The 23519-nt window shown below is 65.6% G+C and carries 23 protein-coding genes, 1 tRNA gene and 1 pseudogene; 10 read left to right on the plus strand and 15 right to left on the minus strand.

The features are described from left to right. Nucleotides 1–15 precede the first annotated feature (15 nt). Nucleotides 16–1152 (plus strand): hypothetical protein, encoded by a 1137-nt coding sequence (locus ACTIMF_RS04085; protein WP_442349000.1) that lies wholly within the window; start codon nt 16–18, stop codon nt 1150–1152. 104 nt (nt 1153–1256) lie between these two features. Here the strand turns inward: ACTIMF_RS04085 and ACTIMF_RS04090 are convergent. Beyond that, nucleotides 1257–1469, minus strand: a pseudogene (locus ACTIMF_RS04090) (DsbA family oxidoreductase); the annotation flags it as partial. A 123-nt stretch (nt 1470–1592) separates the two neighbouring features. Then, nucleotides 1593–2963, minus strand: a complete 1371-nt coding sequence (locus ACTIMF_RS04095; RefSeq protein WP_442349001.1) for a DHA2 family efflux MFS transporter permease subunit — start codon at nt 2961–2963, stop codon at nt 1593–1595. Between the two features lie 74 nt (nt 2964–3037). On the opposite strand from ACTIMF_RS04095, the gene ACTIMF_RS04100 reads away from it, so the two are divergent. Then, nucleotides 3038–3631 carry a TetR/AcrR family transcriptional regulator gene (locus ACTIMF_RS04100; protein WP_442349002.1) on the plus strand — a complete coding sequence of 198 codons (594 nt, stop codon included), beginning with the start codon at nt 3038–3040 and terminating at the stop codon, nt 3629–3631. Here the strand turns inward: ACTIMF_RS04100 and ACTIMF_RS04105 are convergent. Beyond that, nucleotides 3628–4482, minus strand: coding sequence for a 3-hydroxyacyl-CoA dehydrogenase (locus ACTIMF_RS04105; RefSeq protein WP_442349003.1), 855 nt, complete (start codon nt 4480–4482; stop codon nt 3628–3630). The genes ACTIMF_RS04100 and ACTIMF_RS04105 overlap by 4 nt on opposite strands. 77 nt (nt 4483–4559) lie before the next feature. Here ACTIMF_RS04105 and ACTIMF_RS04110 point away from each other — a divergent pair. Then, nucleotides 4560–4633, plus strand: a tRNA-Leu gene (locus ACTIMF_RS04110). A 60-nt stretch (nt 4634–4693) separates the two neighbouring features. Here ACTIMF_RS04110 and ACTIMF_RS04115 read toward each other — a convergent pair. The 4 genes from ACTIMF_RS04115 to ACTIMF_RS04130 are packed head-to-tail and all read right to left on the minus strand — an operon-like array spanning nt 4694 to nt 9132. After that, nucleotides 4694–5881 carry a multicopper oxidase domain-containing protein gene (locus ACTIMF_RS04115; RefSeq protein WP_442349004.1) on the minus strand — a complete coding sequence of 396 codons (1188 nt, stop codon included), beginning with the start codon at nt 5879–5881 and terminating at the stop codon, nt 4694–4696. Further along, nucleotides 5830–7305: a hypothetical protein gene (locus tag ACTIMF_RS04120; protein WP_442349005.1), complete on the minus strand. Its 1476-nt coding sequence runs from the start codon at nt 7303–7305 to the stop codon at nt 5830–5832. The genes ACTIMF_RS04115 and ACTIMF_RS04120 overlap by 52 nt, the downstream gene beginning before the upstream one ends. Continuing rightward, complete coding sequence (locus ACTIMF_RS04125; protein ID WP_442349006.1) at nt 7302–8423, minus strand: hypothetical protein; 1122 nt, start codon at nt 8421–8423, stop codon at nt 7302–7304. The genes ACTIMF_RS04120 and ACTIMF_RS04125 overlap by 4 nt, the downstream gene beginning before the upstream one ends. Before the next feature lie 19 nt (nt 8424–8442). Continuing rightward, nucleotides 8443–9132, minus strand: coding sequence for a helix-turn-helix transcriptional regulator (locus ACTIMF_RS04130; protein ID WP_442349007.1), 690 nt, complete (start codon nt 9130–9132; stop codon nt 8443–8445). A gap of 83 nt (nt 9133–9215) precedes the next feature. Between ACTIMF_RS04130 and ACTIMF_RS04135 the strand changes: the two genes are divergently transcribed. Next, a complete protein-coding gene (locus tag ACTIMF_RS04135; protein ID WP_442349008.1) occupies nt 9216–9977 on the plus strand; it encodes a DUF2249 domain-containing protein in 762 nt (253 codons plus the stop codon). Nucleotides 9978–10032: 55 nt separating this feature from the next. Continuing rightward, entirely contained in the window at nt 10033–10554 is a 522-nt protein-coding gene (locus ACTIMF_RS04140) for a hemerythrin domain-containing protein (protein ID WP_442349009.1), read from the plus strand. Between the two features lie 100 nt (nt 10555–10654). Here ACTIMF_RS04140 and ACTIMF_RS04145 read toward each other — a convergent pair whose 3' ends face one another. Further along, a complete protein-coding gene (locus tag ACTIMF_RS04145; RefSeq protein WP_442349010.1) occupies nt 10655–11107 on the minus strand; it encodes a cold-shock protein in 453 nt (150 codons plus the stop codon). Between the two features lie 280 nt (nt 11108–11387). Beyond that, a complete protein-coding gene (locus ACTIMF_RS04150) occupies nt 11388–12227 on the minus strand; it encodes a mycofactocin-coupled SDR family oxidoreductase (RefSeq protein ID WP_442349011.1) in 840 nt (279 codons plus the stop codon). 267 nt (nt 12228–12494) lie between these two features. Here ACTIMF_RS04150 and ACTIMF_RS04155 point away from each other — a divergent pair, with 267 nt between their 5' ends. The 4 genes from ACTIMF_RS04155 to ACTIMF_RS04170 all read left to right on the plus strand — a co-directional run bounded on the left by ACTIMF_RS04155 (nt 12495) and on the right by ACTIMF_RS04170 (nt 18282). After that, the gene (locus ACTIMF_RS04155) at nt 12495–14039 is read left to right on the plus strand and encodes an MDR family MFS transporter (protein ID WP_442349012.1); all 1545 of its coding nucleotides are present in this window, start codon (nt 12495–12497) and stop codon (nt 14037–14039) included. A gap of 61 nt (nt 14040–14100) precedes the next feature. Then, a complete protein-coding gene (glsA, locus tag ACTIMF_RS04160) occupies nt 14101–15144 on the plus strand; it encodes a glutaminase A (RefSeq protein ID WP_442349013.1) in 1044 nt (347 codons plus the stop codon). Continuing rightward, a complete protein-coding gene (locus ACTIMF_RS04165; RefSeq protein WP_442349014.1) occupies nt 15141–16760 on the plus strand; it encodes an MFS transporter in 1620 nt (539 codons plus the stop codon). Before glsA ends, ACTIMF_RS04165 begins: the two co-directional genes overlap by 4 nt. Before the next feature lie 91 nt (nt 16761–16851). Beyond that, nucleotides 16852–18282 carry a cytochrome P450 gene (locus ACTIMF_RS04170; protein ID WP_442349015.1) on the plus strand — a complete coding sequence of 477 codons (1431 nt, stop codon included), beginning with the start codon at nt 16852–16854 and terminating at the stop codon, nt 18280–18282. 3 nt (nt 18283–18285) lie between these two features. On the opposite strand, the gene ACTIMF_RS04175 is transcribed toward ACTIMF_RS04170, so the two are convergent. The 6 genes from ACTIMF_RS04175 to ACTIMF_RS04200 all read right to left on the minus strand — a co-directional run bounded on the left by ACTIMF_RS04175 (nt 18286) and on the right by ACTIMF_RS04200 (nt 22746). Beyond that, nucleotides 18286–18600, minus strand: coding sequence for a DMT family transporter (locus ACTIMF_RS04175; RefSeq protein WP_442349016.1), 315 nt, complete (start codon nt 18598–18600; stop codon nt 18286–18288). Beyond that, nucleotides 18597–18950 carry a DMT family transporter gene (locus tag ACTIMF_RS04180; RefSeq protein ID WP_442349017.1) on the minus strand — a complete coding sequence of 118 codons (354 nt, stop codon included), beginning with the start codon at nt 18948–18950 and terminating at the stop codon, nt 18597–18599. The genes ACTIMF_RS04175 and ACTIMF_RS04180 overlap by 4 nt, the downstream gene beginning before the upstream one ends. After that, nucleotides 18947–19498: a TetR/AcrR family transcriptional regulator gene (locus tag ACTIMF_RS04185; protein ID WP_442349018.1), complete on the minus strand. Its 552-nt coding sequence runs from the start codon at nt 19496–19498 to the stop codon at nt 18947–18949. Before ACTIMF_RS04185 ends, ACTIMF_RS04180 begins: the two co-directional genes overlap by 4 nt. 36 nt (nt 19499–19534) lie before the next feature. Next, nucleotides 19535–20446, minus strand: coding sequence for an aminoglycoside phosphotransferase family protein (locus tag ACTIMF_RS04190; RefSeq protein ID WP_442349019.1), 912 nt, complete (start codon nt 20444–20446; stop codon nt 19535–19537). A 108-nt stretch (nt 20447–20554) separates the two neighbouring features. Further along, a complete protein-coding gene (locus tag ACTIMF_RS04195; protein ID WP_442349020.1) occupies nt 20555–21670 on the minus strand; it encodes an AbrB family transcriptional regulator in 1116 nt (371 codons plus the stop codon). 2 nt (nt 21671–21672) lie between these two features. Next, nucleotides 21673–22746, minus strand: a complete 1074-nt coding sequence (locus ACTIMF_RS04200; RefSeq protein ID WP_442349021.1) for a PrpF domain-containing protein — start codon at nt 22744–22746, stop codon at nt 21673–21675. 340 nt (nt 22747–23086) lie between these two features. Here ACTIMF_RS04200 and ACTIMF_RS04205 point away from each other — a divergent pair, with 340 nt between their 5' ends. After that, nucleotides 23087–23455, plus strand: a complete 369-nt coding sequence (locus ACTIMF_RS04205) for a helix-turn-helix transcriptional regulator (RefSeq protein WP_442349022.1) — start codon at nt 23087–23089, stop codon at nt 23453–23455. Nucleotides 23456–23519: the final 64 nt, after the last annotated feature.

Raw genomic sequence — 23519 nt, forward strand, 5'->3', positions numbered from 1 at the left:
AGCGGAGTCGAGATCATGAGTCTCTCCGAGATGGACGACTACCCGATCCACCAGGTCGCCGAGGTGGTGCGTCACGTCGGGACGTCGGACCGCAACTTCTACGATCGCTACTACTTCAACTGCCACGGGGACATGCGCGGCGACGGCCCAGACCCGTGGTTGATCGTCGGGCTGGGCGTTTATCCGAACCTCGGTGTGGTCGACGGCTTCGCGGTGGTCCGACGCGGTGACGAACACATCGTCGTCCGAGCTTCGAAAGCGTTGGGCGACAACCGGAACGACCTCGCCATCGGGCCGTTGAAAGTCGAAGTCCTCGATGGGCTTGCGCGTCTGCGGATGTCGCTGGAGCCCGGGCACGGCGACATCAGTTTCGATCTGGTCTTCGACGCCGAAGGGCCTGCCCAATTGGAGCCGCGGCATTTTCAGCGCCAGTTGGAGCGGGTCACGTTCGACACGATGCGGTTCGTTCAGACCGGGACATGGACGGGTGCGCTGTCGGTGGACGGCGTCGACTACGACGTCCAACCGGACTTGTGGCGAGGAAACCGGGACCGCTCGTGGGGTGTTCGACCGGTCGGCGAGGCCGAACCCGCGGGCCGTCGCGCTGCCGAGAGCGACGCCGCGTCGTTCTTCTGGATCTACTCGGTGATGCGGTTCGACGAGTACTCGATCGTCGTTATCGTCCAAGAGTTGCGGACGGGCGAACGAATCATGGGCGATGCGAGACGAGTCTGGAACGACGCGACGCGCGAGCCGGAATGGCTGGGCCGCGTGGAGCACGACGTCGAATTCATTTCCGGCACACGAGAACCCGCGGGTGCGACACTGCGCTTTGTGAAGCCGGACGGATCAGCCTCGAGCGTGCGGTGCACGCCGCAGGTGGCCAACTACATCGGCTTCGGCACCGGCTACGGGTTAGAACAGGACTGGCGGCACGGGATGTGGCAGGGCGACGAAAAGGTCGAGGCCCTGCGGAACAAGGTCTCCGAACTCGATCCGACGATGAAGATGTTCTGCCCTGTCGATCACTACTCGACATTCGTCTTCACCGACGGCGAACACGTCGCGTCCGGCGATGGTCTTTTCGAGTTCGCCGTCATCGGCCCCCACGATCAGTACGGCTTCCCCGACTATCTGGCGACCGCCCCATAACTCGTCGACTGCTCCGTTACTGGGGCACAGCGCATCCGTCGGGGCCACACGCGTCGCCGTCGGCGTTCAACATCTCTGGGACCGCTGGGCGATCGCCCCAGGCCACGGCGACCGAGCTCGGCCGCCCAGTGCAGCAGTCGATGCATGTCGAAGGAGTTGCCCACGTCGCGCCCCGACGTCACGTACTCCAGGCTCGCCTCGTTGGCCGCTGCGCCGAGTTGTCGTTCCCCGTCGGCGGCCTGGGCAAGACTGCGTCCGTGCTTCTTCCCGAGGTAGCAGAACGGGCCGTTGATGTCGGTCCAGATCTCGACCCGCATGATGCAAGCCTCCGCTGGATCGGCGTTCGCAAAGGCTCACCACCGGGTGCTCCGGTTGTTCCGGACCGACCAGAACTTCGGCACCTTGTATCGGCGTAGGGCCGAACTCGAGTGCCGAAGTCTTCAGACACTCGACGATCGACCCGGCAACAGCACGGCGAGCACGCCGCCGACGACAGTGAGAGCGGCCGTCCACCAGAAGGCGTCACGGAAGCCTGCCGAGACCGTCGCCCCCGCCGTGATCACGACGGCCACCATCGCCGTACCGACCGATCCGCCGAGCTGCTGAAAAGTCCGGGTCGCCATGGATGCGTCATGCCGGTAGTCGTTCGAGAGTCCGACGAACGCGGACGCCATGACCGGGCTGAGAAGCATGCCCAGTCCGAGTCCACGAACGAACAGTGCCCCGCCGAGCCAGATGAGACTGGTCGCGTCGTCGGCGAGAGCGAACGGCACGGTGGCGACGGCGACCACGGCGAAGCCCGCGACGGCGACCGACCGTGCGCCGATACTGTCGGTGAACCGGCCGGCGATCGACCGGCTCGCGAGCGCGCCGACACCCTGAGGGATGAGGATGAGCGCGGCTCCCAGGACGGTCTCGCCACGCACCTGCTGGAAGTAGAGCGGCAGTGCGAGCATCGCGCCGAAGGTGGCGAGGCCGAAGAAGAACAGTCCGATCGACGACGCTGCGACGTTCCGCACTGCGAGAACACCGACGTCCAGGAGGGTCGCGCCTCTCGCCCTCATGGATCTCACCGCGAACACGGCGAGCAGTGCGACGCCGATCGCCGCGGGGACCAGGACTGCGTTGTGGACGATCCCGGTGTGCGCGTTCGACAATCCGAGAAGGAGTGCCGCGACGCCCGGGGCCATCAGCAGCAACCCGATCCAATCCAGGCGGGGCGCGTCGGCGCGGCGGTCGTCGGGGATGCGGCGTGAGAACGCCAGCGCGACCACACAGACGGGCACGTTGACCAAGAACAGCCAGTGCCAGTCGAGCCAGTGCAGGATGAGACCGCCGATCACCGGGCCGAGGATGGGACCGAGTGCCGTCGGCAGCGACACCATGGCGACGAGTCGCCCGAGGGCGCGGCCACCGCCGGCTGCGACGAGGATCGAGGTCATCAACGGGAACAGTAGTCCTGCACCGAATCCCTGTATCACGCGAAACGCGATGAGTGCCTGCACATTCCACGCGGCGGCACAGAGGAGCGAGCCGAGAAGGAACGCGACGACACCGGTCTGCCATGCGCGACGCGAGCCGTATCGGGTGGCCGCCCATCCGGCGAGTGGCACAGCGACGGCGAGCGCGAGGAGATACGCGGTGCTGGTCCACTGGACGGTGTCGACACCCGCGTCGAGATCCCGGGTGAGTTCGTCGAACGCGATGGTCACGATGGTCGTGTCGAGGATCGGCGCGATGAGACCCGCGATCACGGCGACGGCAACACGCTTCGCCTCAGCGGGGACTTCGTCCTTGACCGTCGTCGTCACCACACATCCCCTTAGATTCAATTTCGTATCTTAAGTTCACCGCCGAGACTACGGCCATGAGTTAAGATGCGCAAGTGAGTCTTAATGAAGGTAGGGCGACGCGCCGCCGAGGCACCGAGTTGGAGACGGCGATCCTCGACGCGGCGTGGAGTCAGTTGACCGATCGCGGCTACGAGGGCTTCACGTTCGAGGCGGTCGCCGAGCGCGCCGGAACCAGTCGGCCGGTCCTGTATCGCCGATGGGCCACTCGCGCCGAACTCTTACAGGCCACCATTCGACATCACGGGGCCACTGAGGACACGAGCACCCCAGACACCGGCAGCGTTCGCGGTGACCTGCTCGCGGCACTGCGTCGTTCCAACCGTCAGCGGTCCGACTTCCTCGTCCTGCTCAGCGCGAGTCTGGGCGGCTACTACGCAGAGACCGGCTCGACGCCGAGCGAGGTTCGCGACCTCCTACTCGGACATTCGCGTCTGGCGACCGACGACATCCTCGACCGCGGCGTCGAACGCGGTGAGATCGATCCGGCCCGCCTCACCCCGTTGGTCCGTACCGTCCCGTACAGCCTCTACCGACACGAGGTGATGATGAGGTTGCAGGCAGTCCCCGACGAGACGTTGAAGGCAATCGTCGACGAGGTGTTCCTTCCGTTGGTCACGGCTCGTTAGTTGTACTTGTAGAACCCTTCGCCTGCCGCGATGCCGAGCTTTCCCTGGTCGATGTAGTTGCTCTTGAGCCACGCGGCGAGCTCCTGCTCGTGGGCGCCGCCGTGGATGAGAATGTTGTACGGCGTGTTGAGGCCGACGATGTCGTAGATCTGGAACGGTCCGAGCGGCGAACCCGTACCAATGCGCCAGGTCTTGTCGACGTCGGCGGGCGCCGCGTAGTCGCCCGCAGCGAGGTCGAGTGCAGCGTTGAGGAACGGGACGAGAAGCGAATTGAGAACGTAGCCCGCCTTCTCCTTGTGGATCGGGATCGGAACCATGCCGATTTCGGTCGCGAACTCGACGACGGTGTCGAAGATGTCGGGCGACGTCTGACTGGTGCCCATCACTTCGGCGGTGTTCGACGACCAGACGCGGTTGGCGAAATGCATTGCGAGGAATCGATCGGGACGGCCGGTGGCGTGGGCGATGTCGCTGGGGAGGAGGGTCGACGAGTTGGTCGCGAAGATCGTCTTGTCGGGAGCCACCTGACCGAGATCGGCGTAGATCTTCCGTTTCAGGTCGAGGATCTCCGGAACGGCCTCGATGACGAGGTCGGCGTCGACCGTGGCCTCGGCGAGATCAGTAGCGTAGCCCAGGTTGTCGAGTGCGGCTTCCGCTTTCCCGTCCGCCGCTCCCTTCACCTCGTTCTTGTACGTCTCGACGAGCCCCGCGAACCGCTCCTTCGCCGTCGCGATCGCCTCGTCGTTGATGTCGTAGGCGGTCACCTGAAATCCGCTGTACGCGGTCTGGAACGCGATCTGCGATCCGAGAACACCCGTACCGAGAACAACTACCTTCTTAATGTCAGTCACGATGAATCTCCCTCAGCAGTCAGAACAGGTAGCCGTTGACACTACGCATCCGACCGACCTGGCATGCTGTCTATCGCGCCCCCATAGCCCAATTGGCAGAGGCAGCGGACTTAAAATCCGCCCAGTGTCGGTTCGAGCCCGACTGGGGGCACTGGTCAACGGTCAGGCCTCGAACCGAAGTTGCAGGTGAGAGGCAGTGGCCTGCCGCCCGTCACTCGACCACCACGATCCCGTGGGCGCCTTTCTCGGCGTCGGCCATCGCATGCGTCACGAACGGATACCGGCCAGCTTCGGGGAAAGTCAGTTCGACGAAGCCGCCTTGTGCGGGTGCGAGGTCGAGCACCTGACTCCCACCCGACTCCGCGTTGCCAGGCCGCAGCAGGTAAGCGCCCTCTTTGAAGACTGTGTCGAACTGTCCACCGACCACATGAAATGCGCTACCCCGGTTCGGGCCGGCCGCTAACACCCAGATACGCACGCGCTGACCGACTCTCGCGGTGAGCGGCGTATGGTCGTACTGGTTGGCGTAGCCGTTGAACACGATGAGATCGGCGCGGTCGTCGGCCACCGCGGCGGGGTCTGCACCGTCGGCGCCGCCGTAGAACATCTCCGACTGCACCAGCACGTATTCCTGATCGACGGGCGGCAAATCGGGCGGGTCGATGATCACCGCACCGAACATGCCGTTGGCGGCGTGCAACGACATCGGCATCGTCGAGCAGTGATAGAGCCAGACGCCGCTGTGCTTGGCGGTGAATCGATAGATGAGCGACTGTCCGGGCTCGATGGTCCGCATCGGTCCGTCGGGTGCCAGAGCACCGGCGTGAAAGTCGATCGAGTGTCCCATTGTCGCGTTGTTGACCAAGGTGATCTCGAACGTGTCGCCCACCTTGCCACGCAGGGTGGGGCCAGGTGCGCTACCGCTGTACGAGCCGTCAGCGGCGACCGTCCCATACGGCCATTCGGTCACGGTGACAGCGGGGGCCACCTCCCGTTGCACATCGCGGACGTCGAATCTGTAACGGTGCAACGTCTCCGGGGATGCTGCGGGAAGGCGCGGGTCGCGAGCGACGAAGCTGGGACCCGGGTCTGCCGCGAGGTCTGGAGTCGCGGACGGCGTGTGGTGATCTGCGGGCGGATCTGTTGCCGGGCCGCCGCTGCCCGTCGCGACGACGTCGAGCACCATGCCCATCTGTCGGTGCCCGGGCAGCGAACACCACCCTTGCTCGTCGCCGCCGATGACCCCGGCGTCCAGAGTGGCCTTCTCCCCCGGCGCAAGACGCGGAGTGCTGTGGCCGTCTGCCAAAACGAGATCGTGGGTTTCAGTACCAGTGTTGGCCAGGTCGATCACCAACCGGTTGCCGCGCGGAACCTCGATGCGCCCCGGTGTGAACCGCATGCCGGTAATGCCGATTTGTACGCTAGTGGTCTGCCCGGTCGCAGCGGCGGGGCGCCGTCGCTGCGCGCCGGAAGTCCGACAGCAGCTGGATCGACGGCCACGCCGACGGCGGCAGCCACCACGACCGCAGCGACCCCGGCGGCCATCGACCCGAGGACGACTCCGCTGGGCCGAGCGGTGGCCCGCGGTCGCGCCGCGATCTGCCTGCGGGACGATGCGACCGTCGCCCAGATGACGAGCGGGATGAATGACCCCAGCGCAACGACCGCGACGGCTGCCGAAAGTGTGTGCGGCCAGCCGGATCCGGGCAACGTCCACACCAACAGTCCGGCGTTGGCTGCGCCGACGCGAGCGGGACCTGCGATGTCGAGCATCCGTGTTCCGGCCTGTGTGGCCGACGGCTTTCTGCCGAGGACCACCGGGACGAGGTAACTGAGTGCGCCGAGAAGCACCTGCGCCAAGAACCCGCCGAGGAGCGCGGTCGTCAGGTCGTTCAACCGGTCGTGTACGGCGATCCAGTCGGGCGCGGTGAAGTAGGCGACGGCACCGACGACGAGCGCGACGAGCAGCCAGATCACACCGGCGAGCACCGAGAGCCCAGCGAAACTGGTCGGCGGTTTACGACGCACCTCGTCGGCGTGTGCCCACACCACGTAGGCCAGCGCGGCTGCGTACACGGCCAGCCCGATCGCGGCCACCGACTGCACCCCGATGAGCGCGCCGACCACGGTCACGGCGATCGAACTGCACAACAGCGGTAATCCGCGGGCAGCCGCCTCCTCGACGCCGACGGCCATTCGGGTCCGGAGGATGGTGGGCCAGAAGGTGACGAGCGTGCCGATGACGGTGAGACCGACCCACCCGAATACGTTGAGGGTCGAATGCGCGACGGCGAGTCGGGCGGGCCAGTCGCCGGGCAGGTCACCGCGGGCACTAGCGGCACCGAACCCGATACCGACCAACAAGGCGACACCTGCAGCGACATAGAAGTGCACCATCACCGCGAACCGCGCCGACAGCGCGGCCCGAACGCGGCACAGCAACGCGATGCTGTGCCACGCGATCGCGGCGAACGCGACGACCGCCCCGGCCAGGACCGCGGACCACAGACCGGCCGAGACCTCGCCCTCCCGAACGCTGATGACCCCGTATGAGACGACAACGGTGCCGGCTCCGACGTTGAACATCGTCAGCCGCGCGGCGTGCAGAATGCGATGGTCCGAATGCGAGAGCCGCAGAACGGCCTCGGTGAAGTACCAGCTCCAGATGAGGATCGCATTGCTGGCGGCACCGAGGCCGAGCAGATGGATAATCAGCCAGGGTCTGCCGGTCACGGCGTCTCCTGCGAGAGCTACTCCCAACAGCGCCGACAGCCAGATGAACACGACGACGCCGACGCGAAGATTCCAGGTCCGGAGAGTCATGTGCCGGCCTCCCGCTTCGCCTGGGTCTCGCCGCGCGCCGAGAGCGCCGATCCCACGGCGATGACCAGGAAAGCGAGGATCGCGACCACGTTGCCGATACCGCCTGCCTCCACCGCCCAGCGTTGGTCTGCGCCGTCGCCTACGACGATCCGCACCGCGAGTGACAGGTGCAACAACCCGGCGGGGACGTACATGATCGGGTGGTACGGCAACGGCCGACGCAGCACCGCGGGCAGAATGATCGGCGCATGCGCGAAGATCATCGACATCACGAATCCGAGGAACACCGCGTGCGCAGCGGCGTCGTACCCGGCGCCCGACCGGACCGGTCCACCGATGAGCCAGACACCGCCCGCGACCACCAGCCACAGATAGCCGCCCAGCAGGCAGTAGGCACTGAACCGTGCCAATCCGGCGGCGTGAACGGTCCGGCGGGCTATGTCGTACCGGCCCAGCCACCCGGTCACGATGAGGAGGGCCCCGCCGAGGACGCGGTAGCCGGCCACCGACCACAGCAGGGATGCGGGAACCGCAAGCATCAGAGCGCTGCAAGTGACCAACGCACCGGTCTCGGTGTGGCTCACGCCGAACGCCACACGCGCCAACTCCAGCCGCTCGCCTCCGATGGTGAGTACCAGGAAACCGGCCATCCACGGCAACAGCCACGGGACCGGGATACCCGCCGCGAACAGCACTGCTCCGCCGGCCGCAAGCACGGCGCCTGCCGCTTGCAACAGCACGGAAGTCGCGGAATTGCGTTGCCAGAGCGGCACATACGTTGCAGCCAACACCACGGACCCGAAGACAAGAAGGCCGCCACCGACCGCCGATGGCTCGACCAGCACCAATGCCAGTCCACCGAGACCCAGCCCGACCGGCGCCAGGAACGCCCACGTCTTGCCGAGTGCGACGGCGCGCTCAAGAGACACCAACGTGCCGACGAAGCCGTAGACCATGAGTAAGCCATGGACATCGGCGAGACGCCCGACGCTGACCGGGGCGCCGACACCGAGCAGGAGCAACGCGGCATCGAGTCCGGCGAGTAGGGCGGCACCGCCACAGGCCAGCAACGCGAGCCGAACGACATTCGGTGTCGCTGTGCTGCGCTCGGTGTTCATCGGTCTCTGCGCTCGAGAATCACGATTCGTTGCGCTCGGGCACCTGCAGGTGATCGAGCCGCAGTGTGCACGAACCACGCGCCGCGAACGGAATCAGCACCGGACGCGTGCGGGTATCGCCGAGCGCGTCGAGCGCCCCCTGGACGAGACCCCGATGGATCTGGCAGGTGATGTCCGGGTAGCGGCGCGCGGCGTCGAGCAGCGGGCAGCGCGTGAGTGCGATGGTGGTGGACTCGTCAACCGGCGCGAAACCGAAATCAGTGAGGTGCGCCAGGACCTGCGTCCGGCTGTCGCCTCCGGTTCGCGGACGTCCGCTCGCCAGGTCACTCCCCCAGGACCGTCCCAGCTCTAGCGCTTGCGCGGCGGGGTCGTCGGCCGTGCGACGCAGATGACCGGCCAACGCGACGGCCATCCCGGTGTACGCACGCACGGCAACGTCGTCGGCCGCGACTGCCGCGTACCTCCACGCTGGCCGCCCTCGACCGACGGCCTCGGCCCGGATACGCGTCGCCAGACCGACACCCACGAGAGCGTCGAGATGCTCGCGGACGGTGTTGGTGTGCAGCCCCAACCGCGCGGCAACGTCCCGAACGCGTGCGGGTTCACTCGCACCACGAAGCATGTCCAGTGTCGCGCGCTGAGCAGCGGTCAGATCGGGCGCGGTGTTCGGCGTCGGATCAGGTCCGAGCGGCCGTGGACTATTATTCACGGCTATTAGTGTATTAAATGGAAGGGCAATCGGCTACAACGAAACTCCCGAGACAGCCGACACTTGCGGAAGGACACTTCGGAATGACGAGCAACGACATGACCATGGCCTCGAATGCCGCAGACGCGGACGCACTCGAGCAGCAACGGCAGGCGATCGCCGAACTGACGGGCCGCATGTCGGCGGTCGATTCGGCTGTTCTACGAGCCGCCGCGTCCGGGGCGGGGCTCGACGAGGCACGCACCGCGGCGTCCGCGTTCGCCTCGAACAACGTGGGTGCGTGGCTCGACGTCGCTCAGCGTCGTCTGTTCCCGGAAGCTGCGGCGGTCGACCACGCACGCCTCCTGGTGGACGGCCTCGCCGCAGAGTCACGGATGCTCACTCAACTGGTCGAGCGAGTCAACGCCTCCGGATCGGACGCCGTGCACACTGCCGTCGATGTGAGCGCGCTGCGCGTCCTGGCGGAAGCATTCTTCGGTAATGTCGGCGACCTGCTCCTGCCTGCACTCGCGGAGGACGCCTCCGTGTCGCTCGCGGACCTGATCACCGATCTCCCCGCCGCCGCGCCTGCCGCCGAAGCTTCGGGTTCAAGCGGATGCTCGTGCGGCGAGCACGATCACGGAGAACCCGAACTCGACGTCCGCGAGATCCCGCACGCCATCCGCCATGCAACGGTATTCGGCGCATTCGACGCCGTCGCCCCGGGTGAGTCCATGATCCTGGTGGCCCACCACGACCCTGTCCCCCTGCTACACCAGCTCGCCGATCGCAGCGGCGGCCACATCCGGGTGGAATATCTCGAACAGGGTCCCGAGGCGTGGCGCCTGCGACTGTCCCGCGTCTGAGTCGCAGACCGCGCCCGCCCGCCCCGATCGAATATCCAAAAAAAGAGGGAGCACCGTGTCAGATTCGACTCTCGCCGAAGCACTCACCGAAGAGCATCACGCCATTGACGACGGCATCGCGACGTTCACTGCTTCGAAGCCCGGCGACTCGGTTCAAGCCTGGTCGACGCCACTCAAGCAAGCAATGCAGGCACTCCGACGGCACATCTATCTCGAAGAAGAGCTCGTCTTCCCTCAGCTGCGCAATGGCCCATTGATGATGCCGATCATGGTGATGCTCGGTGAGCACGGCGAGATGTGGCGGCGGATGGCCGATCTCGACCGTCGGTTGGCGGCCGATGACGTCGACCAGTCCCCGCGGCGTGCCGAGTTGATCGCCGAGTGCACCACGATGTTGGAGTTGCTGGCCAATCACAACAGCAAAGAGGAGCCGGTGATCTACCCGCACATGGACGCCGACATGGACGATGGCTCCCGGGCGTTCCTCCGCGACTTCCTCGTCGATGGAACCATCCCGGACGGGTGGGAGTGCGCACGCGCGACCCCTCCAGAAGCATCGCCGTCCGATGGCTCCTGATTCGGGAACCACTGGGCGTTCTGATGTCCTGGCGGCACGGTCCCATACGTTCGCGCCCGCCTGGGCGAAATGAAAAGCCAACGGGCCCGGCCTGCGACGATCAGTCGTTCAACCACCCACGGGCAGTCGCGAAATCGAGAATCCGCGAACGGATCGCTGTCACCTGGCGCGCAGCCAGGTCGGGCGACGCATCGAGCAACAACTCGGTGATGTCGTCGGACAGCGAACCACCGAGATTTCGGGCCGGCCCACGCTCATCGCGGCGGCCCGGATGCTCACTGCGATCGCTGCGGCCACGGTCCCGGCGGAATCCGCGCTCAGCTGCAGGATCGCCGCCCGCCGGAGCCTCCTGCGTGACGCTCAAATTCAACGCTTTGGAGCCGCGCTCGGTGCTCTCGACGTCGAACTCCACTACCGCGCCCGGCAACAGCAGGCTCTCGTCGATGCTGATGTCATTGATGTGCAGGAACACGTCGTCCCCACCGCCCTCCGCCGCGAGGAAACCGAACCCACGGTTCGAATCGAAGTACACGACTTTGCCATTAGCCACCACAACCTCACTCTCTGAGTGCTGTTCACGCCGCGGACGCCTTGCCCGCGAAACGAGCCCCGTCACCAACTATGCCTTGGCGACTGTCAGGCGCCCTCCGCGACTCCCTCGTCTACAGAACAATCCCGGACTCTCGGAGAGACCGCCGCCTCGGCTTTTGCGCCGCAACCTCGGATACCGTTTCGCCTGCTCATTGCGTCTTAGCAGCCTCCGCGGAGGCTGCTAAGACGCAATGATGGTGCGACGACTCACCGGAGGATGCGTTGCCGCACCGTCTGACGGATCAGCCCGTGACGCGCGCGGCGTTGCCGGCATCGACCGGTACGACGATGCCGCTAATGTGCGCGCTGCCCTGGTCGGCGAGGAAGAGGACCACTCGGGTGATCTCCTCGGGTTCGAGCCACGGCACCGGCTGCGCGTGCAACGACTCAAAGATCGGGGCGACGTCATCACGCGTGGGATGTTCGAGATCGGGACGCATCATCGCGTAGAGCCCGTCGTTGTGCACCATGGGCGTCGAGATATTGCCCGGCGCAATGGCGTTGACGGTGATCCCGTGACCCGCGAGGTCCAGAGCGGCACTCTTGGTGAGTCCGATGACTCCCCACTTGGAGGCCGCGTAGCCGACCATGTTCGTATTGCCCGCACGGCCGAGCATCGACGAGATGGTGACGATGCGGCCGTAGCCGCGCTGGATCATCCCCGGCGCCACGGCTGCGACAGTGTTGAACACACCGGTGAGGTTGGAGCCGATCACTTCCGACCACATCTCGTCGCTCATCGACTGGACGGGGGCCACGACCGAGACGCCCGCATTCGCGACCGCGGTGTCGATACGGCCCAACTCCGATTCGGCGCGGGCGACGAGTGCATCGAGCGCAGTCCGGTCGGCGGTGTCGAGGACGGCCGAGACGCATCGGCGTCCGGTGGACTCGACCATCCGGACGGTCTCGGCGAGATCGGCTTCGGTCGCCAGCGGATACCGGACAGCAGCCGAGTCCGCGCAGCGGTCGCACAGGACGATGTCGGCGCCCCGCGCGGCGAACGCCAGCGCGTGCGCCCGTCCCTGGCCACGTGCACCACCGGTGATCAAGACGACCTGTCCGTCGAAATTCTCTGGCATTGAAATCAAAACTCCCTATCTCAGCGTGTCGTCGCACGCCACCCGACACGATTCGGCCGACGCTTCTCCCGGCTTCCATTGTTAGTCCGGGCATGTGGGACTCGCGCCGATCTGGCACAGATGCGACCTCGACACATCACAGACGTGCCATGCCGCTCGCCGGAGAATCCGATTGACACTGGTAGTCCGAACAATGGATTCTTTCCAGGAACCCTTTCTGCTTCTCGCGTGCCACCGCACGCAGACAACTATTCGAGAGGACTCGTCGTGAGTCTCGACGACCGCACACCCGACGCGGCCAGCCAGGAAAACTCCACCGCACACTCGACCGCGGCCCCCACCGCACCGCCGCCTGCATCGGTGAACCTCGTCATCGTGCTCCTGTTGGTCGCCACGTTCGTGATGATCCTCAACGAGACGATCATGAGCGTCGCCATCCCGGTCCTGATGGTGGACCTGGAGATCACCGCCAGCACCGCACAGTGGTTGACCACCGCGTTCATGCTGACGATGGCCGTCGTCATCCCGACAACCGGCTTTCTGCTGCAACGCTTCTCGACGCGTGCGGTGTTCATAACCGCGATGTCGTTGTTCACCGCGGGCACCGTTCTCGCCGCGCTATCCCCCGGTTTCGGGATCCTCGTGATCGGCCGCGTCATCCAGGCGTCGGGCACCGCAGTGATGATCCCGCTGATGATCACGACCGTCCTGACCTTCATCCCCGAGCATCGGCGCGGAACCGTGATGGGGTTCATCTCGATCGTCATCGCGGTCGCGCCTGCGATCGGTCCGACGATCTCCGGAGCGATCCTCGACCACCTCGACTGGCGGTGGATGTTCTACTTCATGCTGCCGATCGCCGTCGTCGCACTGCTCCTGGGAATCGTGTTGGTCCGCAACATCACGACTCCACGCAAGGCACCGTTCGACTTCGCCTCCGTCTTGCTGTCGGTGATCGCGTTCGCCGGCCTCATCTACGGGCTCAACAGCATCGGCGAGGCCGCGACCGGCGACACCGCGGTGCCGCCGTGGGTCCCGATCGTCATCGGCGTCGCCGGCCTCGCACTGTTCGTCTGGCGCCAGATCAGCCTGCAGGCCACCGAATCCGCGCTCCTGGACCTCCGCCCGTTCAAGACCCGCACCTTCACCGTCGGCATCATCATTCTGTTGGTCGCGATGGCGGCGTTGTTCGGCGCGATCATGCTGTTGCCGCTGTTCATGCAGAACGTGTGGCACGCGAGCACCATGGAGACCGGCCTGGTTCTGCTGCCCGGCGGTCTTGTGATGGGACTGATCGCTCCCTTCATCGGCGCGCTCTACGACAAGGTCGGTCCGCGGCCGCTCGTCACACCCGGCGCGATTCTGGTGACCATCGCTCTGATCCTGCTGACCACGCTCAACGCCGAGCCCGCGACGTCCGAGTTCGCGATGTTCACCAACCAGGAGTGGAAGGTCGTCGGCATCCACGTGCTTCTGAGCCTGGGGCTCGGTTCGATGATGACTCCGCTGATGACGTCTGCACTCGGTTCGGTGCCGCCCATGATGTATTCGCATGCGAGCGCCATCCAGAACACCCTGCAGCAACTCGCCGGAGCCGCGGGCACCGCACTGTTCATCACGGTGATGACGCGGGGAATGACGGCCGAGATCAATGACGGCGTCGACCCCGTCCAGGCTCAAGCGCACGGCATTCACCAAGCCTTCTACTGGGGAGCGGGCTTCGCGGTCCTCGCCGTCGTCCTGTCGCTTCTGGTGCGTCGACCGCAGCGAACCGACGACGTCGAACAGGCCGTCGAGACGACCATGCACTGACGCGCCGGACAGAAGTCTCGGTGACCGAACGAAGCGGCTCGACGTGTGTTTCCCTTGAGTGATGACAGGGCCTGATCTACCACCGCTCGACGCCGCCGCCATCGAGCCAGTGCCCCAACGGGTCTCGACCGGAAACATGCCTGCCGGCGACCGGATCAAGACCATCGTGGAGTACGCGCACGAGAGCTACTCCGAGCATGAGGGCGGGCAGGTCGCCGACTACATTCCACAGCTGGCCAACGCTGACCCATCGCTGTTCGGAATCACCGTCGCCGACGCGTCCGGTGGTCTCTACAGCGCGGGCGACGCCGACGTCGCGTTCTCGATCCAGTCGATCTCGAAGGCCTTCGTCTACGCACTCGTCGGCGAGGCCCTCGGACACAACGTGGTCCGCGAGCATATCGGCGTGAACAACACGGGTCTCTCGTTCAACTCGGTGATGGCTATCGAGCTCAACGACGGCCACCCGATGAACCCGATGGTGAACGCCGGTGCAATCGCGACGACATCGTTCATGCCGGGTGACACGTCCGTCGAGCAGTGGGAGAACATCCGCACCGGCATGTCCCGGTTCGCCGGGCGCTCGATCGAGCTCGACGGCGCCGTCTATCGCTCGGAGATCGCGAACAACCAGCGCAACAAGGCCCTGGCCCGTCTTCTGGAGAGCTACCACCAGATCACCGGCGACCCGATGGACGCCGTCGACGTCTACACGCGCCAGTGCTCGCTGCTGGTCACCACCCGCGACCTCGCGGTGATGGGGGCGACGCTGTCGGCAGGCGGGATCAACCCGGTGACGGGCGCGCGCGTCGTCTCCCCCGACGTCTGCCGTGACACACTCGCCGTGCTGGCCTCCACCGGGCTGTACGAGCGTTCGGGCGACTGGCTGTTCGAGGTCGGGCTGCCCGCGAAGTCCGGAGTCTCCGGGGGCATCGTCGCCATCGCACCGGGCAAGGGCGCCATCGGAACCTTCTCCCCTCTCCTCGACTCGGCGGGCAACAGCATCCGCGGACAGCAGGCAACGGCCCACCTCTCGCGAGCGCTTGGACTCAATGTCTTCGCCTCGAACGTCGACAGTGCCCGGTCGAACGGAGACGACCAATGACCACCGATCAAGCGCGCCCGCCCGAGACCTCGGAGCGCTCCTCGTGGCTCCCCCTCGTCTGCTTCTTCTTCGCCCAGGTCTTGATGTCGTTCAACGTCGCGGCACTGCCGGTCTCGATCGGCGGCATGGTCGACGACTTCGACGTCGCGCCGACGGCGGTCAGCACGACGATCGTCGCGTACGGCATCGCGGTCGCCGCCCTGGTCATGCTGGGTGGCAAGCTCGGCCAACGCGTCGGCTGGGTGAAGATCTTCCGGATCGTCGTCTTCACATTCGCGTGCTCGTCGGTGCTGATGATCGTCTCACAATCGGTGACGTGGGCCATCGCGGGCCAAGCCGTGGCCGGGGCGTCCGCGGCCTTCATCGTGCCCGCTCTCGTCGCGTTGATCGCCGAGAACTACAAGGGCGACCAGCAGGCCAGCGCGGTCGGGTCACTCGGCTCGGCGCGCGCCATCTCGGGTATGTCGGCGTTCTTCCTCGGCGGCGCGCTCGGCTCCCTGGTCGGCTGGCGCCCGGTGTTCATGATCGTCTTGGTCTTCGCGGTGATCGTGTTCGCATTGAGCTTCACGTTGCGGCCCGACACCGGTGACCGCAGCATCGACATCGACGTGGTGGCCGCCGTCCTGATCGGTATCGCCGTCGTCTTGTTGACCGTCGGCTTCAACAACCTGAACGCGTGGGGCGTGTTCTTCGCCGACGACGCCGCGCCGTTCGACCTCGTGGGGGTCTCCCCGGCCCCGGTCCTCATCATCGTCGGACTGGTCATCGGCCAGGCGTTCTTCCTGTGGACGCGACGGCGACAGCGCAGCGGCCGGGTCCCGCTGGTGGACCTGTCTGTCCTCGGCAGTTCCCGTGAACGCGCAGCCGTCTACGCGATGTTCATCGTCGTCGCGATGGAGGCGGCCCTCAATTTCACTGTGCCGCTGTACATCCAGATCGTGCAGGGTCGCAGTCCGTTCGACACCTCGCTGGCGATGATTCCGTTCAACTTGACGGTGTTCGTGACGGCGATGCTCGTGGTCCGGGTCTACAAGACCTACAGTCCGCGCATCATCGGCACGGCCGCATTCATCCTCACGACCATCGCGCTGGTGTGGCTGGCGTTCGTCGTGACGAACAACTGGCAGACGATGTCGACCATCATCGGCCTGATCGTGTTCGGCATCGGTCAAGGCGCTCTGGTCACTCTCGTGTTCAACGTGCTCGTCACGTCGGCGCCGAAGGCACGCGCGGGCGACGTCGGATCGATCCGAGGCACCACCCAGAACCTGGCGTCGGCGGTCGGAACGGCGACGATCGGCGCGCTCCTGGTGTCGATCCTCGGGTTCGCCGTCGCCTCGTCGGTCGCTTCGCACCCCGAACTGCCGGACGACCTCGTCTCGCAGGTGGACCTCGACAACGTCAACTTCGTCAGCAACGACGGTCTGCGCGAGACCCTCTCAACGCAGACGACGGCCAGCCCTCAACAGATCGACGCTGCGATCGAGGTCAACGAGGACTCACGACTCTCGACGTTGAAGTACGGGCTGCTGATCCTCGCCGGTATCAGCGCGACGGCGATCATCCCGGCCTCTCGCCTGCCCGGGTATCGGAAGGGCGAGATTCCCGAAGGGTAGGCGAGTTCCGCCGTTCCCTGGACTTGGAACGTAACTTTAGTTACGTTCCAAGGACCAACTCGGCGAAACAGGTTCGGAGGCAGCGATGTCGATGCCCACCAAGACAGAATTGACCAGGACAGCGACCAAGACGGTGCAGTCGGCGCTGGCCAGAGCGGCGGCCGCCTACCCGAGCCCCCCGACCCCACTGGCCGAACCACCCGCAGGTTCGGGACTCAAGCCGGTCATGGGCACCGCCGGGGCACCGTTCATCGGCGCGACGTTCGATTTCCTCAGCGATCCGTTGACGAAGGCGATGGAGCAGTTCGAAGAGTTCGGACCGGTCTCGTGGACGCGCATGCTCAACATCGAACTGGTGACGCTCATCGGCCCCGATGCCGTCGAAGTCGCGTGGATGAACAAGACGAAGGCGTTCTCCAGCGAACGTGGCTGGGAGGTGATGATCGGGCCGTTCTTCCACCGCGGAATCATGCTGATGGATCAGCCCGAGCACATGCATCACCGACGCATCATGCAGCAGGCGTTCGCCAAGAACCGCCTCATCGGATACCTCGACCTGATGAATCCGTTCATCGAGAAGTCGCTCGCGACGTGGGAGGTCGGCGACGGCTTTGCGATGTACTCGACCACCAAGAAGCTTCTGCTGTCTCTCGCGTCCGAAGTGTTCCTCGGATCGTCGCTGTCCGAGTCGGAGAACCACAAGCTCGAGGACGCGTTCGAGGCCGCGGTCCACGGCGGGCAGGCCATCATCCGACAGGACGTCGCGAACTTCACATGGGCACGCGGGCTGCGCGGACGCGAACTACTCCAGGAGTACTTCCGTTCGGAGATCCCGGCGCGACGCGGCAGCGACGGCGACGACCTGTTCTCCGTCCTGTGTAACAGCGAAGACGACGAGGGCAACACGTTCGACGACGAGGACATCGTCAACCACATGATCTTCGTGATGATGGCGGCCCACGATACGAGCACCATCGCGTTGTCGATGCTGACCCACTACCTGGGGCGCAACCCCGAATGGCAGGAGCGCCTGCGCAAGGAGTCACTTGCGCTCGGGAAGCCGACGCTCGCCTACGAGGACCAGGACGCACTGCCGAGCCTGGATATGGCGTTCAAAGAGACCCTGCGACTCAACGCCCCGGTCGGCATGCTGTTCCGCAAGACGATCGAGGACACCGAGATCCTCGGCCACTACATCCCGGCCGACACACTGATCTCGATCCACCCGTGGGCCACGATGCTGCGCGAGGAGTGGTGGCCCGAGCCGACGAAGTTCGACCCTGAAAGGTTCTCCCCGGAACGGCGTGAAGACAAGGTGCACCGATTCGCATGGTCGCCGTTCGGCGGCGGCGCACACAAGTGCATCGGCCTGTACTTCGGCGGGATGGAGGTCAAGGCGATCATGCACCAGTTGCTGCTCGCCTTCGAGTGGTCCGTCCCCGACGACTACCGGCTCGACCTCGAGTACGGCACGGGCCCCACCCCCGCCGACGGCCTCCCGATCGACTTCCGTCGCCGCTAGTCGCTACCCGAGTTCGACGAGCAGCACACCGGCGATGATGACCGCCATGCCGAGGAGCATCCGCGGGGTGATCGGGTCGCGCCAGATCGCCCGCGCCAACAGTGCGACGAGCACGATCCCGGTGGCCGTCCACACGCCGTAGGCGACGCCGATCGCCATGCCCGCCGACAGGGACATCGCGAGAGATCCGAATGCAGCGACGTAGCCGATGACGACAAGGATCAACCAGCGACGTCGGCGGAGACCGTCGGACGCGCGCAGGCTGAGCGTCGCCGCGACCTCACTGACGATGGCCGCCGCGAGCCACAGCCACGTCACAGGCCCACCTCTTCGGGCACACCGGGCTCCGATCGCCGCGGATCAGTCTCGATGAGGAGCACCCCGACCACGATCAACCCGATCCCGGCTAGCGCCGCACCGCTGAGGGTCTCGTTGAACACGAGGATGCCAAGGACTGCGACGAGGCAGACACCGCACGCACCCCAGATCCCGTAGACGGCTCCGATGGCCATCCCGGCTCGCAGGGTGAGTCCGAGAAGGATGAACGCTGCGACGTAGCCCGCGACGACCGCGATGGTCCACGCCACATGATCGACGCTCGCACGCAGAGCCAGGGTCGCGGCCACTTCGGCGACGATCGCGCCCGCGAGGAGTCCTCGTGCACTCATGAGAGTCCCTCGGCGGCGTCGACGAGACCGAGAGCATGCAGGCGGACGGCAGCGAGGTCGTCGGCACGGAATACGCCGGTCGCCTCGGACATCCAGGCGCCGTCGGCGCAGAATCGCGCGGCGGTCAGCAGCGATTTCACCTCACCCGGCAGTCCTTCGACGTCGTTCCACGGGCTGAGTTTGCGGCGCCACTCCTGTGCCAGTCGTGGGTGGTACTGCGCATCGGTGAAGATCCAGTAGTCGGCACGCGAGACCTCGGCGGTGGTCCACACGGTCACATAGGCGCGAGTGCGCTCGAAGGCCGTGAGGGTCTCGGGCTCGGCGTCGCAGTGCTCGCGCAACAGATCGTGCCAGCGTCGCGCCGCGTACTCCACGAGGCCGATCATGAGCGCTTCCTTGGTCGGGAAGTGATACATGAGGCCGGGTTTAGTCAGTCCCGCTTGCCGAGCGACCGACTCCAACGAGATCGTCACTCCCTGGATCGAGTCGTTCTCGGCCGCCAACTCACTCGCGCCGCGCAGTATGCGTTCCTTGGTGTCGGCAGTCATGCATCAACTTTACCAACCGGAAGGTAAAACGATCCTCTACCGCTGTACCGCCTTTGCGACGCTGATGCAGGTGGTGATCCATGTCCGGTCAGCGTCGGTGAGCGAATGATGCAAGCGTTTGGCGTCGACGACGGTCCAGTGTGCATTGAGGACCATGCGGACGATGACCCAGTCGCGGGCGCGTTCGTCGTCCAAGCCCGCGGCCTCGACCGTGGTGTAGAAGCGTCGCTGGATCGATTCGCGCAGGTAGCCCGACATCTCGTCCCACCTGTTCCACAGGAGCGGAGCGATCTCGTAGTGCGGGTCGCCGGACATCGGCTGCGGGTCGATCGCCAGCCACGGTTCGCGGTCGGCGGCGAGGACGTTCTCGTAGTGCAGATCGCCGTGGATCATCACGCCGTCGCACGCCATGTCGTCGGCGAAGGCACGCCCCCGCGCCAGTGCGTGCGCGACCAGTCGCGGCGGCATCGGAACGTCGGCGGCATCACGTTCGAGGGCGTCGAGCCACGGCCTCAGGAATCCGGAGAGCGGCGCCAGCCGAGGCGGAGCCTGACGATGCAGGCGCCCGTACAGGTCTGCGACGATCTCACACGCCTGCAGGTCCCACTCCTGCGTCAGATTCTGGCTGTGAAGCCGCTCGAGCAGCAGAGCCCGGCGACGGGGATCGGCCCGGAACATCGTGACCGCCCCGTCGCCCGCCCAGTGTTGGAGAGCGAGATGTTCCTGAGCTGTCTCGGGCGAACCGTCGAACCCGACCTTGAGAACCGCCGCACCGTCAGCGCCTCGGACCGGAACGACGACGGAGGCGAACCCGTGCATCGGATCACCCGTCGGTGTCAGTCGCCACTCGTCGAGGAGATCGTCGCACAGGCGAGGGAGCCGATCGAGCCAGTGCGCCCAGTCATCGCCGAGGCGACGCTGCTCGTCCAACGCGGCGGGGATGTGCACGCGTTCGAGACTACGGATTGGAGAGTACCGAGACTTCGCGGACCGCACAGTCCATCGCGGCTAACAGGTGCGGGTCGCGGCAGCGGACCGGACCGCACCGCGATCAGCTCATCGCACGAGGCGTTCCGACACCGCCGCCGACGCGACAGAGTCGACGTCCTTTGCGTGCTTCCGGGCGAAGTACCTGGCGACGGCGATCGCCGTGATCAGCATGACGATGAGGCGAACGACCTGCGCAGTGGTGACGATCGGTCCGGCTCCGGCGCTCTGCGCCACCGCCAGCGCGGCATAGATGCCACCGGGCGTCGTGGCCAGGTACGCATCGCTGAACGAGAGTGACATCGTCGCGGACATCGCCCACGCCATCGCGAGGCATCCGAGGATCGTCAGGGCGATAATACTGAGAGTCACCGGGAGCAGTCGTCCGAAGGCGCGAACGCTCGCGCGAGAGAGGGACCCTCCCGCCTGCCACCCGATCACCACGTACGCCAGCGCGGTCACTGCGCCGGTCGGGACAGGTGTCACATCGCTGAATACGCCGAGCACGAGAGTCACGATCAGCGGCGCGAGGAGAAATGGCGAGGGCAGGTGTAACCATTTGCCGACGTGCCCGACGCCGACGATCAGCACGACCAGCAGTAGCGCCGTGAATGGCGTGAGACTCGCATCGTCGGCGTGCGACGTCCCCTCGTGGCCTCCTGCGACGACCAGCAGGGCAGGCAGAGTCAAGGTCACTATCACCAGTCTGAAGTACTGGGACATCGACACGTACCGATGATCGACGCCCAGCTCTGGAGCCATCGTGGATATTCCGCTGGCACCTCCAGCGAGGGTGGACAGGACGGCGGTCGGCGGGTCCATCTCCCGTGCCATCCGGTACAGGATGAACGCACTGAACAGGCAGAGGACCAGAGTCGCGAACGCGGTGCCCAGCGAAACGCCGAGGTTTCCGATCAGTTCCCCTCCGGAGATCATCGCCAGAGGCGCGGCGGCCACTACTCCGATGGTTCCCTGTGCGGGCCGAAGCAGGTGGCGATGCGGGGTGAGCTCATGCCCGGATGCCAATGCAGTCGCTGCCGACACGACGAGTCCGGCGATCAGCCATGCGGCCGGGCAGTGGACAGCCGACAGCACCTCACCGATGATGGCGGTGCCGGTCACACACACCAGCCAGCGGACAACGGCCGCGCAGTCGATCTCCCGCCGGTGATCAGCGAACGCCATTCTCAACACGCCACCTCGTGCAAGGAAGCGAACACCTGCCCGTCGAACAGCTTCCGCGCCGTCCGATCGATCGTCACGCTGGTCTCCGTGCCGGCTCCGGCGACTTTGAGACACAGCTTGCCGGACGGATGCGCAACAGTGAAGTCACCGGACTCGTTCCGACAATCGCCGATCTGGGACGCGACCACTGTGCCCGGGGTTCGTGCGGCCGTCGCCAGGCACACCCCTCCGGACACCGCGTGCGCCGGATGACAGGTGGCGGGGACGAAGTAGCGGGAAGTAATGTCCGCATGGTCCGTAGAACCGACCGAGGTCACCATCACCTTCGGGAGAACGGAGTCGCAGACATCGCCCATCCCCATCAGTTCGGCTGCTTTCGCGCGAATATTGGCAATACGCTGCAGCAGAATCGGGTTCGCATTGATCTCGGCCTGGGGCTCGTCGCCTTGCAGTCCGACGTCGGCTGCGCGCACGATCACCGCGCACACTCCCGCGTCGACCGCGCTGAACTCGACTCCGTCGACGGTGTCGCATGCGTTGCCGGTCGGAAGCAACGCCCCGGTGGAACCGCCGATGAAGCCCCGGAACTCGACTCGCACGGGCACGGATGGATGGATGGCCGTGACAGCGGATTCGTCGAAGTCGTACCGAATCGAGCCGCCCGGGGTGGGCACCGTGCACACCGCGTGAGCGTTGGTATTGACCAGACGCACCCGGACGCGTGTCCGTTCCGGACCGGCGACGACCATCCCGCGTTCGATGGCGAACGGCGCGACACCGGCCAGCACGTTTCCACACGTGGGCCGCCAGTCGACCCGCCCGGACAGCGGGTCCACCTGGGCGAACAGATAGTCGACGTCGACGTTCGGATCGGCGGACCGACTGACGACCGCGACTTTGCTGGTCGTCGTCGACCCGCCGCCGAGTCCGTCTATCTGGCCCGGCCCGGGCGAGCCCATCAGTGCGGGCAGGACCCTGTCGAGTTCCACACCGGGACTGGCCAGTTCCGACTTCACAAAGTACATCCCGCGCGAGGTCCCACCGCGCATCATCATGGCTGGAATTGAAACGAGCATCAGGCTGTTATCCGTCCGAATCGAGTTCAGTTCGCCGCCCACACGAATTCGGTCGGGCGGCCCGAGCCGGCTGAGGTGTCCGGCGACGTCTGCGTGACGAATTCAACTATCAGTTGAATTCGACTCTGACGCTATCTGCATCCGGAGGAGAGCGTCAACGTGACCCGAAGCACAGAAACTGCAGGTGAACGCCGTGTTTTCACAAGGTTTCCTATTGCTGACACACCAAACGAGGAGCATACTGACAACCATGATCGAGGGTGGCTCTCCGCAAGCAAAGAAGGGATTCGCCGAACAGTTGAATCTACTGATTCGCCGAAAGACCGCGAGAGACGGGACGATGACCAATGAGCAGTTGGCCGCTGCACTGAAGGCCGACGACCCCGAACTCCGGGTCAGCGGCGCGTACCTGTCCGCACTACGCACAGGGAAGCGGTCCCGACCGTCCATGGAACTGCAGGTTGCTCTGGCACGCCATTTCGGCGTGCCGGTCACCGATCTGATGGATGTCGAGGACGCCGGGCACATCTTGAATGCCGACCAGATGGACGACCTCGGCGTGCGTTCGATCGCGACCCGCGCCGTCGGCCTCGACAACGAGAGCCTGCTCACCGTCGCCGCGGTCCTCGATCACGTCCGACGTCTCCAGGGGCTTCCCGAGGTCAGCGACGCCTTGAACTCCCCATCCCGGCAGCATCCCGAGCAGTGACGTGCGGCGACTTCGACGACGCACGAGAACCACCAACTACCACCTACCCGACGGAGACCTGTAT

This window comes from Gordonia sp. (in: high G+C Gram-positive bacteria) (genome assembly GCF_052106715.1).
In the GTDB taxonomy this organism is placed as follows: Bacteria; Actinomycetota; Actinomycetes; order Mycobacteriales; family Mycobacteriaceae; genus Gordonia.

What these genes read in the sequence shown, in the direction of transcription:
- ACTIMF_RS04170 (WP_442349015.1), top strand. Translation starts at nt 16,852, where the DNA reads ATGCCCACCAAGACAGAATTGACCAGGACAGCGACCAAGACGGTGCAG.
- glsA (WP_442349013.1), top strand. Translation starts at nt 14,101, where the DNA reads ATGACAGGGCCTGATCTACCACCGCTCGACGCCGCCGCCATCGAGCCA.
- ACTIMF_RS04185 (WP_442349018.1), bottom strand. Translation starts at nt 19,498, where the DNA reads ATGACTGCCGACACCAAGGAACGCATACTGCGCGGCGCGAGTGAGTTG.
- ACTIMF_RS04195 (WP_442349020.1), bottom strand. Translation starts at nt 21,670, where the DNA reads ATGGCGTTCGCTGATCACCGGCGGGAGATCGACTGCGCGGCCGTTGTC.
- ACTIMF_RS04165 (WP_442349014.1), top strand. Translation starts at nt 15,141, where the DNA reads ATGACCACCGATCAAGCGCGCCCGCCCGAGACCTCGGAGCGCTCCTCG.
- ACTIMF_RS04200 (WP_442349021.1), bottom strand. Translation starts at nt 22,746, where the DNA reads ATGCTCGTTTCAATTCCAGCCATGATGATGCGCGGTGGGACCTCGCGC.
- ACTIMF_RS04150 (WP_442349011.1), bottom strand. Translation starts at nt 12,227, where the DNA reads ATGCCAGAGAATTTCGACGGACAGGTCGTCTTGATCACCGGTGGTGCA.
- ACTIMF_RS04135 (WP_442349008.1), top strand. Translation starts at nt 9,216, where the DNA reads ATGACGAGCAACGACATGACCATGGCCTCGAATGCCGCAGACGCGGAC.
- ACTIMF_RS04085 (WP_442349000.1), top strand. Translation starts at nt 16, where the DNA reads ATGAGTCTCTCCGAGATGGACGACTACCCGATCCACCAGGTCGCCGAG.
- ACTIMF_RS04125 (WP_442349006.1), bottom strand. Translation starts at nt 8,423, where the DNA reads ATGAACACCGAGCGCAGCACAGCGACACCGAATGTCGTTCGGCTCGCG.
- ACTIMF_RS04115 (WP_442349004.1), bottom strand. Translation starts at nt 5,881, where the DNA reads ATGCGGTTCACACCGGGGCGCATCGAGGTTCCGCGCGGCAACCGGTTG.
- ACTIMF_RS04120 (WP_442349005.1), bottom strand. Translation starts at nt 7,305, where the DNA reads ATGACTCTCCGGACCTGGAATCTTCGCGTCGGCGTCGTCGTGTTCATC.
- ACTIMF_RS04180 (WP_442349017.1), bottom strand. Translation starts at nt 18,950, where the DNA reads ATGAGTGCACGAGGACTCCTCGCGGGCGCGATCGTCGCCGAAGTGGCC.
- ACTIMF_RS04205 (WP_442349022.1), top strand. Translation starts at nt 23,087, where the DNA reads ATGACCAATGAGCAGTTGGCCGCTGCACTGAAGGCCGACGACCCCGAA.